The organism is Xanthomonas hortorum pv. pelargonii (genome assembly GCF_024499015.1).
Classification (GTDB): Bacteria; Pseudomonadota; Gammaproteobacteria; order Xanthomonadales; family Xanthomonadaceae; genus Xanthomonas; species Xanthomonas hortorum_B.
In genome coordinates, this window is record NZ_CP098604.1 from 5,020,783 (window position 1) to 5,036,834 (window position 16,052).

General features: G+C 66.2%; 15 protein-coding genes. All 15 read right to left on the reverse strand.

Translation table 11 applies throughout. The features are described from left to right. Positions 1 to 14: 14 nt before the first annotated feature. The 15 genes from fliR to NDY25_RS21455 all read right to left on the reverse strand — a co-directional run bounded on the left by fliR (position 15) and on the right by NDY25_RS21455 (position 16,024). A complete protein-coding gene (fliR, locus tag NDY25_RS21385) occupies positions 15 to 806 on the reverse strand; it encodes a flagellar biosynthetic protein FliR (protein WP_006449774.1) in 792 nt (263 codons plus the stop codon). 13 nt (positions 807 to 819) lie between these two features. Next, positions 820 to 1,089: a flagellar biosynthetic protein FliQ gene (locus NDY25_RS21390; RefSeq protein ID WP_005917968.1), complete on the reverse strand. Its 270-nt coding sequence runs from the start codon at positions 1,087 to 1,089 to the stop codon at positions 820 to 822. Positions 1,090 to 1,394: 305 nt separating this feature from the next. Further along, positions 1,395 to 2,234 (reverse strand): flagellar type III secretion system pore protein FliP, encoded by an 840-nt coding sequence (fliP, locus tag NDY25_RS21395; protein ID WP_168958839.1) that lies wholly within the window; start codon positions 2,232 to 2,234, stop codon positions 1,395 to 1,397. Between the two features lies 1 nt (position 2,235). Continuing rightward, positions 2,236 to 2,643: a flagellar biosynthetic protein FliO gene (fliO, locus tag NDY25_RS21400; RefSeq protein ID WP_006449776.1), complete on the reverse strand. Its 408-nt coding sequence runs from the start codon at positions 2,641 to 2,643 to the stop codon at positions 2,236 to 2,238. Next, positions 2,640 to 2,978, reverse strand: a complete 339-nt coding sequence (gene fliN, locus NDY25_RS21405) for a flagellar motor switch protein FliN (RefSeq protein WP_006449777.1) — start codon at positions 2,976 to 2,978, stop codon at positions 2,640 to 2,642. The genes fliO and fliN overlap by 4 nt, the downstream gene beginning before the upstream one ends. Continuing rightward, positions 2,975 to 3,988 carry a flagellar motor switch protein FliM gene (fliM, locus tag NDY25_RS21410; protein WP_023903929.1) on the reverse strand — a complete coding sequence of 338 codons (1,014 nt, stop codon included), beginning with the start codon at positions 3,986 to 3,988 and terminating at the stop codon, positions 2,975 to 2,977. Before fliM ends, fliN begins: the two co-directional genes overlap by 4 nt. Positions 3,989 to 3,997: 9 nt before the next feature. After that, the gene (locus NDY25_RS21415; RefSeq protein WP_176341942.1) at positions 3,998 to 4,549 is read right to left on the reverse strand and encodes a flagellar basal body-associated FliL family protein; all 552 of its coding nucleotides are present in this window, start codon (positions 4,547 to 4,549) and stop codon (positions 3,998 to 4,000) included. A gap of 164 nt (positions 4,550 to 4,713) precedes the next feature. After that, the gene (locus NDY25_RS21420) at positions 4,714 to 6,015 is read right to left on the reverse strand and encodes a flagellar hook-length control protein FliK (RefSeq protein ID WP_168958840.1); all 1,302 of its coding nucleotides are present in this window, start codon (positions 6,013 to 6,015) and stop codon (positions 4,714 to 4,716) included. After that, complete coding sequence (gene fliJ / locus NDY25_RS21425) at positions 6,012 to 6,467, reverse strand: flagellar export protein FliJ (RefSeq protein ID WP_168958841.1); 456 nt, start codon at positions 6,465 to 6,467, stop codon at positions 6,012 to 6,014. Before fliJ ends, NDY25_RS21420 begins: the two co-directional genes overlap by 4 nt. A gap of 3 nt (positions 6,468 to 6,470) precedes the next feature. Beyond that, positions 6,471 to 7,853: a flagellar protein export ATPase FliI gene (fliI, locus tag NDY25_RS21430; RefSeq protein WP_006449782.1), complete on the reverse strand. Its 1,383-nt coding sequence runs from the start codon at positions 7,851 to 7,853 to the stop codon at positions 6,471 to 6,473. Then, entirely contained in the window at positions 7,850 to 8,470 is a 621-nt protein-coding gene (locus NDY25_RS21435) for a FliH/SctL family protein (RefSeq protein WP_023903932.1), read from the reverse strand. Before NDY25_RS21435 ends, fliI begins: the two co-directional genes overlap by 4 nt. Then, the gene (fliG, locus tag NDY25_RS21440) at positions 8,467 to 9,456 is read right to left on the reverse strand and encodes a flagellar motor switch protein FliG (RefSeq protein WP_006449784.1); all 990 of its coding nucleotides are present in this window, start codon (positions 9,454 to 9,456) and stop codon (positions 8,467 to 8,469) included. Before fliG ends, NDY25_RS21435 begins: the two co-directional genes overlap by 4 nt. A 10-nt stretch (positions 9,457 to 9,466) precedes the next feature. After that, entirely contained in the window at positions 9,467 to 11,197 is a 1,731-nt protein-coding gene (gene fliF / locus NDY25_RS21445) for a flagellar basal-body MS-ring/collar protein FliF (protein WP_023903933.1), read from the reverse strand. 13 nt (positions 11,198 to 11,210) lie between these two features. Next, positions 11,211 to 11,582, reverse strand: a complete 372-nt coding sequence (fliE, locus tag NDY25_RS21450; RefSeq protein WP_006449786.1) for a flagellar hook-basal body complex protein FliE — start codon at positions 11,580 to 11,582, stop codon at positions 11,211 to 11,213. A 938-nt stretch (positions 11,583 to 12,520) separates the two neighbouring features. Next, entirely contained in the window at positions 12,521 to 16,024 is a 3,504-nt protein-coding gene (locus NDY25_RS21455; RefSeq protein WP_168958842.1) for a glycosyltransferase, read from the reverse strand. Between the last annotated feature and the right edge of the window lie 28 nt (positions 16,025 to 16,052).

Here is a 16,052-nt window from a genome sequence, read left to right on the forward strand (position 1 = left end):
GAGGCAGTTCACACTTACGTCGTCAATGCTCTGGCGGCGTCGAACGCAGTGTCGAACATGCGCTGCACGGGCGGTGCGAATTCGCTGGCGAAGCTGGAGAGCAGAAACAGGCCCAGCAATACCGTCAGCGGCAAGCCCAACTGCACCGGATTCAACGCTGGCGCCGCCTTGGCCAATGCGCCGAAGGCCAGGTTGACCGCCAGCATCGCCACCATCATCGGCAACGCCAAGGTGAGCCCGCCGCGCAGGATCTGCAGGAACAGCGTCGGCGCCACTTCGGCAAAGGCGGCCGCGTCCGGCACTGCGGTGCCGATCGGCAAGGCCTTGTAGCTGTCCACCAACAGCGAGATCACCGCCAGGTGCCCGTTGGCCGCGAAGAACAGCAGCCCGAACCCGATATAGAACCACTGCGCGATCACGCCGGACGTCACCCCGCGCAGCGGATCGGACATCTGCGCAAACGACAGACCGGTGGATTGCGACACCAGCTCGCCGGCCAACGCGCCGGCCTCGAAGATCAGCTTGAGCATGAAGCCCATGCTGGCGCCCACCGCCAGCTCGCGTGCCACGCTGAGTACCGCCTGCGCGGTAAAACCATCCCACTCCGGCACCGGCGGCAGCAGCGGCGCCAGCACCATCGACAAGGTGCCGGCCAGCATCACCCGCACCCGCCCGGGCACCGCACGCGTGCCGATCAACGGCATCGCGGTCAGCAACGCGCCGGTGCGCAGCATCGTCCACATGATCGCCCCGACCATCGCAAACGCGCGCTGGCCATCGATCACCATCTGGGTGGCGGCATCCATCCGGTCTATCCCGCTAACCGATCAGATGCGGAATACGCTGGAACAGCGCAATGGTGAACTCCACCAGATGCCCCAGCAGCATGCTGCCGGTGGCAAACAGCGTGGCCGTCAATGCGACGGCTTTGGCAACGAAGGCGATGGTCGGTTCGTTCAACTGGGTGGCAGCCTGCACCACACCGATCACCACGCCGACCACCAGCACCGCCAGCAACATCGGCCCGGCAATCCACAGGACGGTGACCAGGCCACCACGCAATTCAGTCAGGGCGATTTCAGGGCTCATGGAGGGGTCTGATGCAAGTGGGGTGCCAAAGGACGGGATTCGGGATTCGGGAATGAGATTTGAGCTGGTGCAGTGGTGTGTGAGCTGACGAACGTGCGGTCTGCAGACACTAGCCCCTCTCCAGCGGGAGAGGGGTTGGGGTGAGGGTACGAGGCGAAGCCACGCGTGGTGTCTGGCTCCGCCAGCTCACTCATTGCTCAGTAGTGGGCTTCGGCCTCTATTGGCTGCTCGGCCTCGAAACCCCATGCCGAATCGGCAAGCCGGGTAGACACCCCGGCAGTGCAGCGCGCATGCAAACCTCGCGGCTAAGACGCGTTGAAGCTCGCTGCCAGCGTGCCCACCACCAGCACCCACCCATCCACCAGGATGAACAACAGGATCTTGAACGGTGCCGAGATCAACATCGGCGACAGCATCATCATGCCCATCGACATCAGCACGCTGGCCACCACCAGATCGATGATCACGAACGGGATGAAGATCAGAAAGCCGATCTCGAACGCGGTCTTCAGCTCGCTGGTCACAAACGAGGCCACCAGCACCGGAAACGGCACTGCATCCGGGCCGGCGTATTTGCCGTCGCCGGCCATGCCGGCAAAGGTCATCAGATCGGTCTCGCGGATCTGCGCCAGCATGAAGGCGCGTAGCGGCTGGGTGGTCAGCGTCCAGGCGGTCTGAAAGTCGATCTGGTTGTTGAGGTACGGCGACAGGCCGGCGCCCCACATCTTTTGCCACACCGGCATCATCACCAGCGCGGTCAGGAACATCGACAGGCCCAGCAGTACCTGATTGGACGGGGTCTGGCCGGTGCCCAGCGCCTGGCGCAGCAGGCCCAGCACGATGGTGATGCGGGTGAAGGCGGTCAGCACCAGCAGCATCGACGGCAGCAGGGTGATCGCCGTCATCAGCAGCAAGGTCTGCAGCGGCAGGCTCACCGGTTGGTCGCCGATGCGGCCAACGCTCACGTTCGGCAACGAAGGCAACTGATTGGCGCCGGCCGGAGCGGGCGCCGCAGCGGGAGCGGCGGCCTGGGCCATCGCCGGCAGGGCGGCAGGTGCGGCGGCGGCCAGCAGCGGGCAGCTCATCACCAGCAGGATCAGGATCAGGCGCAGGCTGCGCCCCCAGCGATTCCAACGACTGAACATGTCACGGGTCCTTGCGCAGCTTCTGTGCCAGCAGCTGGGCGAAATTGGGGAGTTGCTTGAAGTTGGGCAGGGTGGGGGCCGGCGTGGGCGGCAGCGGTTCGGGCAAGGTGTGCAAGGTGCTGATGCCGCCGGCGGTGACGCCCAACAGCAATTGCTGGCCGTTCACCTCCACCACCACCACGCGTTCCTTGGCACCGACTGCCAGGCTGGTCACCACACGCAAGCCCTCGGTATTGCGGAAACCGCTGCCGGGCAGGCGCTTGAGCAACCAGCCCAGGCCGACGATCAGCGCGAGCACCAGCAGCAATGCAAAGACCGCGCCAAACAGGCTGGGCGAGGACGGTGCCTGCGCGCCGACCTGGCTGGCCTTGGCCGCGACCGGCGCGGCAGTGGCCAGCAAGCCGATCACCGCAGCCTCCGGATCCGTTCGCTGGGGCTGACCACGTCGGTCAGGCGGATGCCGAAGCGGTCGTTGATGACCACCACTTCGCCATGCGCGATCAAGGTGCCGTTGACGTACACGTCCAGCGGTTCGCCGGCGCCGCGTTCCAGTTCCACCACCGAGCCCTGGTTGAGCTGCAGCAGGTTGCGGATCGGGATGCGCGCGCGGCCCACTTCCAGCGACAGGGTCACCGGCACGTCCAGGATGACGTCCAGGTTGAGGTCGGTGGCATTGAGGTCGCGCTCGGGCTGCAGGCTGTCGAAGGTGGCGGGCGCGGCGTCGAGGATGTCGGAGTTGATCATTTGCTGGGGTCCTGGGATGGAACGGCACGCGGGGCTTGCACGCCGGGCGGGCGTACGGCGGTGATCTTGACGGCGTTGTTGCCATTGGAAACGCCGAATTCGCCGGTGAACAACGGGATTTCTTCCACGCACAGCGGCACCTGTGCAGGCAGGTCGATCGGCAGGATGTCGCCGATTTTCAACCCGGTGAGCTGGCGCAGACTCATGCGCTTGCTGGCCAGCACGCTGGACAGGGTGACCTCGGCAGTGTCCAGCTGCTCGCGCAGCATCACGTTCCAGGAGTCGTCGCGGTCGTTGCGGTCGCTCTGGATGCCGGCATCGAGCAATTCGCGGATCGGCTCCAGCATCGAATACGGCAGGGTGATGTGGATCTCGCCGCCGCCGCCTTCCAGCTCCACATGGAAGCGGCACACCACCACGTACTCGCGCGGGGTGACGATATTGGCGAAGTGCGGGTTGATCTCCGAGTTGATGTACTCGAAGTCCACTTCCATCACCGGCGCCCAGGCTTCCTTCAGATCGGCGAAGGTCTGCTTGAGCATCAGCTGCACCACGCGCATCTCGGTGGCGGTGAATTCGCGCCCTTCGATACGGGTGTGGTAACGGCCGTCGCCACCGAAGAAGTTGTCCACCACGGTGAACACCAGCGTGGGTTCGAACACGATCAGGCCGGTACCGCGCAGCGGTTTGAAGCGGATCAGGTTGAGGTTGGTCGGCACGTACAGCGAGTGCATGTACTCGTTGAACTTGACCAGGTCGATGCCGCGCACCGACAGGTCGGCCGAGCGCCGGATCAGGTTGAACAGGCCGATGCGCCACAGCCGCGCAAAGCGCTCGTTGACCATCTCCAGGGTCGGCATGCGCCCACGGATGATGCGGTCCTGGCTGGACAGATCGTATTGGCGCGCCTCGCCGGGCAATGGCTCCGGCTCGGTGTTGACCACGCCCGAATCCACGCCATGCAGCAGGGCATCGATTTCGTCCTGGGAAAGCAGATCGCTGACGCTCATGGGCAGGCCTTACTGGGTAACGAAACTGGTGAACAGCAGTTCTTCGACGCACTTCTTGCCGGTCTCGCTGGTCATGACCTTCTGTGCTTCGACCAGGGCGGCTTTCTGCAGCTTCTGCTTGCCGACCAGGTCGGCCACGTCGGTGGCCTTGGTCTGCGACAGCAGCATCAGCAGATGCGCGCGGATGGCCGGGGCGTTTTCGGTGATGAGCTTGAGGTCTTCCGGGTCGCGGGTGACCAGCTGCACTTCGACCTGCAGGTACTGCGGGCCATCGCCGGGGTCGGCCAGGTTGACCACGATCGCCGGGTCCATCGGGAAGTACTGGGCCGGCTTGGGCACTTCGGCGACCTTGGGCGCGGCGTGCTTGCCGCCTTTCTCATCGCCCTTGTGGCCGAAGAAAAACCAGGCGCCGCCGCCAGCGGCCGCAAGTACCACCACACCGATGGCGATCAGCAGGATGGACTTCTTGCCACCCTTCTTCTTTTCGCCTTTCTCGTCTTTGTCTTCGGTCTTCTTGGGTTTTTCGGCGGCTGCCACAGTCTGCTCCAGGGGAATGCTCACCCTGTGGATGCAATTGGCATGCCAAAACCGCGACGGTTTCCTGGCGCGGCCTGCGCGCCAACACGAAAAGCCCCGCAAGCCTTGCGCTGCGGGGAGGCGGGCCGCGCGCGCATCATGCCGACGCGCGGTTTTCAGTCGCGCCGAGGATGATCCGGCGCAGAACTTCAGGCGTAGGCGTCCAACAATCCACGCTGGCGTAACACCACCGACGGAATTCCGACGGGCGGGCTGTCGTCCATGGTGAGGCCATTGCCATCGCGCCCACTGCCGTTGCGGTTGCCGGCCTGGCCCTGCTGTTGCTGGCCCACATCGGCCTGACCCAGTTGGAAGCCGTTCTGGCCGAGCATTTCGCGCAGCCGCGGCAGGCTTTGTTCCAGCGCCTGGCGCACCTCGGCGTTGGCCGAGGTGAAGCTGGCGCTGACCTTGTCGCCATCCAGATGCAGACGCACCTCGACCGGGCCCATCTCGTTCGGGGTCACCTTGATGTGCGCATGGCCGATCTTCTGGTCGGCCAGCCAGCTCATACGCGCGCCGATGGCGTCGTCGAAGTTGTCGCTGCCCATTTCCGGGGTCGGGGTGGGCGAGGCGCTGAACACCGGCGCCTGATCCTGCAGACGGCCGAGCGTGGCTGCCGTGGTAGTCGGCAATACGAACGCCGGGGCGTCCGGCGCTGCCGGGGCAGCGGCGTCATCGGCGCTCGGGTCCAGTGCCTTGGTGGCCATGCTCATCAGCGCGGCCGTCTGGGCGTCGCCGCTCAAGGCGGTGACGGAAGTGGGCTTGGCGCCCGCGGCGGCTGCCGGTGCCAGTGCGCCCAACGAGGGCAGGGCGGTGCCGGCGGTTGCCGTGGCGGTAGGTGCGGCGGCATCGGTGGGCAGGGCGGTTGCACTTGCCGTGCCGCCTGCTGCCCCGGCCATGCTGGCGGTCAGTGCCGCTGCCGCGGCAGCCAGCACTTCGCCACCGGGCAGGGCTTGCGCCAGCAGGCCCATGCCGAAGCCGCCCAGACCTGGCGGTGGCCAGGTGGAATCGGTCGCGGTGGCTGCCTCGGCAGGTGCGTCTTCGCTGGCAGTCGCGGGTTTTGCGTTCTTGCCGGTCTTGGCGGTGCCTGCGGCAGAGCTACTCTCGGCTGTAGTTGATTCTTTGGTGGAGCCGGACTTGGCGGGCTTTGCAGCCTTGCTGTCGCCGTCCTGCGCACGCGGCCGTGCAGTGGCATCGCCGGCTGCATCGTCGCCGTTATCGTTGTCGTCGCTCTGCTTGTCGGACTGGCTGGGCTTGGGCGCGGTCTGCTTGGCGGGCACGCGCTCGGGCGCCTGCGGCGGGGCCTGGTTCGGCGTGTTGGCCGGATTGAGCATGCGCGCGAACTGGTCCGGGGCGGCGTCCGGCTCGGACGAAGGGTCGCTATAGCTGGATTTCTTGCCGGTGCCGGCAAGCGCGCCAAGGCCAGCGGCAAAAGCGGACAGGGGATTCATGCGGATTCTCCGTGGCTGTCTTCGCTGCGGGCCAGGCGCGAGCGGCGCGCGCCGAGGTCGTCCATCTCACGCTGGTCGCGGCGTTCGATCACCTTGTTCTCCTGTGCGCGGTAGCTGGCAGCCAGTTGCTCCAGCACCTGCTTCTCGCGGCTGGCCAGCAGCAGCCGGGTGCGTTCGGCCTCCACCTTGTTGCGGTTGCTTTCCACGGTCTGCGCCTGCTGCAGCACGGCGCTGTCCAGCCGGTCCAGGAAGGCGCGGCGGTTGGTCAACGCCGCGGCGCTGGTGCCGGCCATATGGCTGTTGGCGTATTCCTCGGCGTAGCGGCGCAGTTCTTCCAGACGCGACTGGTGCGTGTCCAGGGCGCGCTGACGCTCGGCCAGATCGCGCGCGACCTGGTCTTCCTGTTCCTGGGCGCGGCGCAGCAGGGGGTCGATCCGTTTGGACTGCATCATGGATTAGTTCTCGGGTTCGACCAGCCGCTGCAACGCGGACAGGCTGTCGGGCAGGTGGGCGGCCTTGTGGACGTCTTGTCCGAGGAATTCGACGATGTCCGGCCAACGCGCCAAGGCTTCGTCGGTGGCCGGGTCGCTGCCGCGCTGGTAGGCGCCGATGGCGATCAGATCGCGATTGGACGAATACGCCGAGAGCAGCCGCTTGAGCTTGCGGATGCGCAGGCGCCAGGTGTCGTCGGCGATGTCCTGCACCACGCGGCTGACCGAGGATTCGACGTCGATGGCCGGGTACAGGCCGCTGTCGGCAACCCGACGCGAGAGCAGGATGTGGCCGTCTAGAATGGCGCGGGCGGCGTCGGCGATCGGGTCCTGCGGGTCGTCGCCTTCGGTCAGCACGGTGTAGAAGGCGGTGATCGAGCCGCGGCCCTTGGCACCGTTGCCGGCACGTTCCACCAGCGCCGGCAATTTGGCGAACACCGACGGCGGGTAGCCGCGGGTGGTCGGCGGCTCGCCGACCGACAAGCCGATCTCGCGCTGCGCCTGGGCGAAACGGGTCAGCGAATCCATCAGCAGCAGCACGTTCAAGCCCTGGTCGCGGAACCATTCGGCGATGGCAGTAGCGCGGTAGGCGCCATGCAGACGCGCCAACGGCGGTCGGTCGGCCGGGGCGGCCACCACCACGGCGCGGCGCAGGCCTTCTTCGCCGAGGGTGGTTTCGACGAAATCGCGCACTTCGCGGCCACGTTCGCCGATCAGCCCGACCACGATCACGTCGGCCGAGGTGAAGCGGGTCATCATGCCGAGCAGTGTCGATTTACCGACGCCGGAACCGGCGAACAGGCCCACACGCTGGCCGCGGCCGATCGGCAGCAGCGCGTTGATGGCGCGCACGCCGACGTCCAACGAGGTGGTGATGGGTTCGCGCGCCAGCGGGTTGATCGACACGCCGGCCATGCTGACGCTGCCTTCGCCGCGGATCGGGCCCTTGCCATCGAGCGGGGTGCCGTCGCTGTCGATGACGCGGCCGAGCAGGCCTTCGCCCACTTCCACGCCGCCGCGGCGCCGCGATGGCACCACGCGCGCATTCGGCAGCAGGCCATGCAGCTCGGCGCTGGGCATCAGATAGGTGCGTTCGCCGGCAAAGCCGACCACTTCGGCATCGACCCAGCCGCCGTCGACTTCGACCTTGCAGGTGGCGCCCATCGGCGCTTCGCAACCGGTGGCTTCCAGGGTCAGGCCGACCGCGCGGCGCAGGATGCCTTCGCGGATCAGGGTGCGGCCGGCAGTCGGCTCCAGCCCCAGCCCGCTCAGGCGCGTGGCCAGGCGCAGGTTGCGCGCGTCCAGCCAATCGGCCGGGGCTGGGGTGGCTGCCAACACGTCGCTCACAGGCCCGCTCCGGATTTGCGCATGACGGTCTCCAACGCGGCCCGCAGGCGCGCATCCAGGGTTCCATCCACGCGCACGCTTTCGGCGTGCACGCGCAGGTCGCCACGGCTCAGGCTCAGGTCCGGGGCCACGCGGGTGGTGCTGCTGGGCGCCAGATGCGGCAGCAGCGCGGTGATGTCGTCCGGGTGCAGGCGCACCTCCACTTCGCGACCGGCACTGCCGACCGCGTCGATGGCTTCGTGCACCAGATCGGCCAGCAGCTGCGGTTCGACCTGGTAGGCACGCCCGACCAAGGAACCGGCGATGCGCACGGCCAGCTCGCCGAGCGCGCCGACCACTTCGTTCTCCAGCCGCGCCAGCGGGCGGGTGAAATTGTCCAGGATGCCGTCGATCTGCGCAGTCAACCGGCGCACCTCGGACTGGCCCTGGGCGAAGCCTTCGGCATGCCCGCGCTCCAGACCTTCCTGACGGGCGGCGTCTTCGATGGCCTGGATCTCTTCCAGGGTCGGCGGACGCAGCACCGGCTCATAGATCGCCGGTTCGTCGAATTCGGTTTCCGGCAGCGCCGGAGCCATGTGCAGGTCGGGGGCCAGCCAGCGGGTGACGATGTCGTTCATACCATCGCCTCCGCACCGGCGCCGCCCAGGCTGATGGCGCCTTCGTCAGCCAGGCGGCGGACGATGGTGAGGATTTCCTTCTGCGCCGCTTCCACGTCGGCCAGGCGTACCGGGCCACGCGCTTCCATGTCTTCGAGCAGGATCTCGGCGGCGCGCTGGGACATGTTGCGGGTGATCTTCTCGCGCACCTTGGTGTCGGCGCCACGCAGGGCCAGGCCCAGGCGCTCGCCGGAGACTTCGCGCAGCAGCGTCTGCAGGCCGCGGTCGTCCAGGTCCACCAGATTGTCGAACACGAACATCAGGTCCTGGATCTTGCTGGCCAGGTCGGCGTCGATCTTGCCGATCTCGCCCAGCACACCCTGCTCGGGGCCGGTGTCCAGGAAGTTGAGGATATTGGCAGCGACCTTGATGCCGCCCACGTTGGACGACTTGAGGTTCTGGTTGCCGGAAAATTGGCGTTCCATGATGTCGTTGAGCTCGCTCAGCGCATTCGGCGGAATGCCGTCCAGCGTTGCGATGCGCAGCAGCACGTCGGCGCGGGTGCGCTCGGGCAGCAGCTTCAGCGCTTCGGCGGCCTGGTCGCTGTCCAGATGCGCCATGACGATGGCGATGATCTGCGGGTGCTCGTTGCGCACCAGATCGGCGACCGCGCGCGGGTCCATCCACTTCAGGGTGTCCAGACCGGTGGTGTTGCGGCCGAGCAGGATGCGGTCGATCAGGCCACCGGCCTTGTCGGCGCCCAGCGCCTGGATCAGCACGTTGCGGATGTAGTCGTCGGCCCCCACGCCCAGCGAGGTCTTGCCGGCCAGTTCGCCGTTGAAGTCGTCCATCACCCGCTCGACCTGGTCGCGCGAGATGCCGGTCATGGTGGCCATGGCGATGCCGATCTTCTGCACCTCCTTGGGGTCCATATGCTTGAGCACTTCGGCGGCGTCGCTTTCCCCAAGCGACAGCAACAGCACGGCGGCGCGCTGTACTCCGGTCATCGGCGGTGTTTCAGGCTTCACTGGCGACCCATCCCTTTACGACTTGTGCGACACGTTTTGAATCGGCTTTGACTGCTTCGCGTGCGACCCGCATGCGTTCTTCGTAGGCGTCCGGCAGGGCGATCGGGACTTTCTTGTCCTGACCGAGCTGGGCGGTGTCTTCTTCCAGGCGCGGCATCAGGTCGTCATCGTCGACCATCCGCACATCCGCGCTCTGCGGAGTGCCATCCTTGCCGCCCTTGCCTTGCTTGTCCTTGACCACGGTCACGCCGGTGAGCTGACGCAGGGTGGGGCGCACCACACCGAACAGCAGCGCCAGCACCACCACCGCACCGACCAGCAGGCGCAGACCGTTCTGCACGCGCGGGTCTTCCCACCACTTCGGGCCTTCTTCGCCGGCCACCGCTTCACGCACGAACGGGGCATTCATCACCGACACCGTGTCGCCACGTGCCGCGTCGAAACCCACGGCCTGCTTGACCAGGCCCTCGATGCGGGTGAGCTCGGCGGCGGTCAACGGCTGCTCGACGATCTTGCCCTTGGCACCGGGGCGCGGCACGTTGTCCAGCAGCACCGCCACCGACACCCGCTTGATGCGGCCGGCCGGCTGACGGGTGTGTTGCAAGGTCCGGTCCAATTCGTAATTGCGGGTGGCGCTCTTGGAACTTTCGGTCGGCGCGGCAGGCGCGGCGGCCTGGCCATTGGCAGCGGCCGGGGTGCCCGGTGCGCCGGCAGTGGCATTGGCGGCCGGCGCCGGCGGCTGGCCGGGGCTGTTGCTGGTGGCGCCCGGGGGACCTTGCGGGCCGGTGGCGCTGGTGCTGGTGTCGTTGATCTGCTCGCTGCGCAGCTTGGCCGGCTCGCCGTTGTAGAGCTCGCGGGCTTCTTCGACCACCGAGAAATCCATGTCCACGCTGACTTCCGGGTTGACCCGGCCGGCGCCGGTCATCGGCTCGAGCAGCTCGCGGATGCGCTGGTTATAGGAGCTTTCCTGGCGACGCACCTGTTCGAACTGGGCGGCGTGCTGGGCGGCGTCGCTGTTGGGGTCGGCGATGGAGAGCATGCGGCCGCTCTGGTCGACCACGGTCACGCGCTCGGGGGTCATGTCCGGGATGCTGGAAGCAACCAGATTGACGATGGCATCCACCTGGTTGCGTTCCAGACCCTGGCCGCCGCGCAGCTCCAGCACCACCGAGGCGCTGGCCACATCACGCTGGCGGGTGAAGGCGCTGGGCTTGGGAATGGCCAGATGCACGCGGGCCTCGCGCACCGGGCGCAGGGTGCCGATGGTGCGCGACAATTCGGTTTCCAGGGCGTGCTGGTAACGGGCGTTTTCCACGAACTGGCTGACGCCGAAGCCGGGGTCTTTTTCCATCAGCTCGAAGCCGCCGCCGGTCTCTTTACCGGTCAGGCCGGAGCCGGCCAGCTTCAGGCGGGCATCGTACAAACGGTCCTGCGGCACCGAGATGGCGCCGGTGTTCTGGTCGATCTTGTACGGGATCTGCGCGGTACGCAGCAGGTCGGCCGCTTCGGCATTGCCCTTGTCGTCCAGGCCGGTGTACAGCGACTGATAGCCGGGTTTTTGCGACCAGTAGAACACCGCCAGACCGGCGCCCACCGCCAGGGCGATCATCGCCATCATGGTCAGCTTGCGGGTGATCTGCAGGCTGCGGACACGGTCGAACCATTGCCCGGCCTTTTCGGCGTTCTGGTTGATGTTTTCTTTGGAAATCGCGAGTGCCATGTGTCGTTAACCCTTACAGCGGCATGTTCATGACGTCCTGATAAGCCTGGACGAGACGGTTGCGGACTTCCACGGTGGCGCGGAAAGCCACCTGGGACTGCTGGGAGGCGACCATGACCCGTGCCAGATCGGCACTGGGGTCGCCCATTTCGAATGCTTTGGCCAGCGCGCCGGACTTCTGCTGGGCCTCGTTGACGCCGCCGATGGCGCCGCGCAAGGTCTCGCTGAAGCTCGGTGCCTGGGTGGCCGGGGTGCCCTGCGTGCCGGCCAGCCCCTGGATCTGATTGCCGCGCGCCGCATCGCCCACCGCGCCCATGGGGCCTTGGCCCATCTGCGTCTGGTAGCTGCGGATCTGCGAGAGGATGGAGGTAACGGAATCGCTCATGGGTGCGGTCAGCCAGGGAGGCATCCACACCAATGCAAGCGGCGTGCCGAAACCGCGCCGGGATTCCGGCGCCGGGGCGTGGAGGGGGGTGGGCTGCGAGTGAATCCGGCTTCACGTCTGCAGTTTTGGCTGCGGGCCCTTGCCCGCCCACCCTCGCGGGACACGCCGCAAGTACGTCCATGTAGGCTCTTACGCGGCATCCATGCCGCGTAAGGTCCCGCGACGGTGAGCGGGCAAGGGCCAGTCGAGACGGTCGGTGTGCATGGTTGCAAGCGGGGCATGAGGTGCGTTGTTCTGATAACCGCGCACCAATTCCCAACGAACGCCGAGCAACGAGCAGGCTCTAAACAAAGCAACCTGCAAACTCTCTGGTGCGGTGTCCTCGCCGCTTGCGGGACCGTGTGGCGGCATGGATGCCGCCACCGAGCCCCCAGGGACTGGGTTTACGGCGTGTCCCGCTAGCGGCGAGGGCACCGCGCCCTCGATCTACTGAGCTTTGACTGCATCTAATAGACAAAGCTGCGATTCGAAATCCAGGTTTGTTGTGTCCTGATGTAGTTGGTCAGTACGGATAGATCAATTGCAGGGCAGCGGATCTGCGAGTTTGCTGCAGCGTCCTTGCCCGCTCACCATCGCGGGACACGCTGCAAGTACGTCCTTGTAAGCTCTTACGCGGCATCCATGCCGCGTAAGGTCCCGCGACGGTGAGCGGGCAAGGACCAGTCGAGACGGTCGGTGTGCATGGTTGCAAGCGGGCATGAGGTGCGTTGTTCTGATAACCGCGCCCTCGACCGACCAGGCCTTTGATCTATTCATTTGACTGTCTAAACGACGCTACGACTCGATATCTCTGCGGCTGTGAGCTGATTGAGTCGGCGGGTTTGGTTTCGATGACAACGTGTCCTAACAGTAGTGCATGCACCCGCGCACTTGACCAGCTAATCCGGCAACCACGCCTCACGCCAGCGATCGAGATTGCTGCCGGTCAACATCCAGTCGCGGCGCACCACTTCACGCAACGCCGCGCCCTTTGCTGTCGCAGCGGCCGGGTCGGCTAGATGCTCCCGGATCGCGCCGATCCAGTCGCGATAGCGATTTTTCACCAGCGTCACCGGCAGGTTGCCTTGGTAGCAGCGCACGTCGCTGGCGATCACCGGGTAGCCGCAGGCACCGTATTCGAGCAGGCGCAGATTGCTTTTGCACTCGTTGAACAGGTTCTGCTCCACCGGTGCCAGTGCCAGATCCAGGTCCAGCGCGGCCAGCGCGGCGGGATAGTGATCGATCAGCACGCCAGGCTGAAAGTGATGGATGTGCTGGCGCAGCGCGAACGGGTACATGCCCATGAACACCCAGTCGACCTCGTCGGCCAGCTCGCGTACTACATCTGCGATCAGTTCCAGGTCGCCGGTGTGGCTGGCGCCGCCAGCCCAGCCGATGCGGGGGCGGCGGCCGCGTTCGAGCGAACGCTCCGGCAGTGCGTTCCACCAGTGTGCCGGCAGGCGGTTTTCGGCCACGCGGATGTCGCTGTGCAGCCCGGCGAATGCCTCGGCCAGCGCCGGGGTGGAGACCACGAAGCGGTCCACCATGCTCAGCCCGCGCCGCACGGTCTTGAGGATGTCCTTGGGCATGTGCTCGCGGTGGGCATTCTTCAGCGGCAGGTTGGGCAGGTAGTCGTCGAGCTCGTAGACCTTGAATGCGCGCGACAGCGCCTTCATCCGCCGCATCGCTTCCAGTCGCGGCTCGCCGACCTGGCGTTGCAGGATCACCACGTCGGGATCCTGGCACGCCAGCTCGCTGATCTCCAGATAGCCGTTGAACAGCACGCCCTCGACCATGCCGGCTTCGCGCAGGGCGCGCAGCGGCTGGATCACCCGATAGTGGCCGCAGCCTTCGATATCGGCCGGCAGTGCGATCACCGTCGGTAGCGGCCGCCACGACTGTAACGGCCGCCAGCTGGCGCGTGGGTCGGCCAGTTTGAAACCGGCGCCGGGATCCAGCGAAAAACCCGGGTTGTAGGCCGGGTCGTTGGCCATCACTGGCAGCCAGCGTGCGTACATCGCCTCTTCGTCGAGGGCGGTGGCGGGCGCTGTTTCGGGCGGGTCGATCAACAACTGCGCGCGTGCAGCGTAGACATTGAGATAGCCGGCCTGCTGCAGGCGCAGGCACAGATCGACATCGCTCCACTGCGCCAACGCCGGCTCCTGCGCAAAGCCGCCGGCGTCCAGAAACAGCTGGCGCGGCAGCATCAGGCATTCGCCACTGAGTGCGCTGTAGTTCTGATCCAGTTGCAGCCGCTGCAAATAGCCCGATTCGTCAAACGCGGCGCCTTCGAATGCGCGTGCTGCCGGTGCACCCAGGCCCAGAAGCAAGCCGGCATGGTGCACGGTGCCGTCGCCACGTAGCAGCTTGCCAGCCACTGCGCCGACCTCGGGACGCAGCGCGTGGTTGAGCAACTGCGCCAGCCAATCGGCCTTGATCGCTGCCGCGCCCGCTGCCAGCCACAGCAGCACGTCCCCACGTGCCTGCTCGGCTGCGGCATTGCAGGCCGCCTCGCGCGAAGGTTCACCCTCAAAGCGCAGCACGCGGATCTGCTGCAGGCCGAGGTTGTCGATGCCCGTCAGCCAGTCGCGCAGCTCCGGCTCGGTGCTGTCGCCGCGATCCAGCAACAGCAACTCATAGTGCGGATAGGCGGTATTGGCGAGCACGCTTTCCAGGCAGCGCTGTACCTGCGCCAGGCGTCCATCGACCAACACCAGAATGCTGACCAGCGGCTGCTGCGCATGCTGGTAATCCACTGCATGGCGGCCGGGACCGTTGCTGCTCACCACCGCGTCCACATAGCCGCGCGCGGCGAGATGGCGCGTGATGGCGCGTTGTTCGTCCTCGTCGCTGTGCCGGGAGGTGTTGGCCGATGCAACCAGCAAGGGTTCGGCGATGTGCTGGATGCAGGCCAGGCCGTGGCGCTCGACCAGCCCAAATTGGTAATCGAGCTCGAATGCGTCGCTCGTTTCGGTTGGAAAGCCGCCATCGGCCAACAACGTGCGCTGCCGGAACAACCAATGCCGCGATATCGTCGATGGCGCGCTCAACAGCATGTCTAGATACAACGCCGGCCGCATCGCCAGCCCCAGCTGACCGTCGTCCAGCGCGACCACTTCGTCGGCGTAGACGGCCTGGCAATCGTCCGGCAGCGCGAGCATCTCCAGCGCCAGCATCAACAGGCCGCTGGCAGTAAAGAGGCTGCCGGCTTCGACCAGCAGCACCCAGTCGATGGACTGCTGTGCGGCGATGGTCCGATTGAGTGTGGACAACAACCCGTCGGGGCCGACCAACACACCGCACTCCCCATGCTCGGCGACCTGCTGCGGCGAGCTGCTGAAAACCCAGGTCTGCTGATTCCGATAACACGCCACCGCCGCCAGACTGGCCTGAGTTGCGGCCACCGCTGCCGCATCGCCATTGCTGTCGATCAACATCACTGCGATCCGCGGGCCGCCTGCATGCGCCTGCAAGCGCGCCTCGATCAGTGAGCGCTGGACGTTGCTGGGATGGCGCACGCCCAACCAGGTGGAGGGCGACACACGCTCGGCCATGCCGGCGCTTTGCATCAGCGCATTGACCAGATCCACCGACTTGAACACCCGCGCCTTGTGCGGGCTGAGCGGGGCCACGCGCACCTGGCGGTTGTCGCCGCTTTCGCGTCGCCAGCCGAGTTGGCGGATGCCCTGGCGCAAGTCTTCATGGCCCTGATCGCCGATGCCCGGCTGATCGCGACCAGCCTGACTGAATTGCGCGCTGGATACGCGAAAATGCGTGAGCGGACTGGACAGCAAGGCTAGGTTGCCGTGACGCAGCAGCTTGACGTAGGTCGCCAGATCGCCAACCCAGTGGATTGGCTTGCCGTTCAACATCATCAGCTCGCCACCCAGCGCCGCCAGGTCGGCGCGCCGTGCAAGCACGCAACTCGGCTCGCCGATGAAGTTGATGGCGTGGTCGGCCAGGAACGACACCAGCTCTGGCCCGTCGATCAGCACGTCCTCGCCGAACGGGAAGCTGGTGGCCAGGATGTCCGGCAACGGCGCGCCGTCATCGTCGATGCGCAGCCGGCGCGAGGACGCCAGCGCTGTGCCGGGGTTGCGTTCCATCGCCGCCACCAACTGGGCAATGCAGTCCGGCTGCAGCACATCGTCGTCGTGCAGGAATTTGACGTACGCGCCTTGCGCCAGCGCGATGCCCTTGACGGTACTGGCGAGTTCACCGAGACGGGTGGCATTGCGGTGGTAGCGAATCGGAAATGGGGCGTTAGCCAGCCTCGACGCCAACACGGCCTCGATGGCACCATCGGTGTTGTCGTCGCAGATCACCAGCTCCAATGCCGTGTAGTTCTGCGCCAGCACGCTATCCAGCGCCTGCGCGAAATAGCGCGGCTTGTAGGTCGGCATGACGATGCTGACCAGGGCGTTCGAAGGT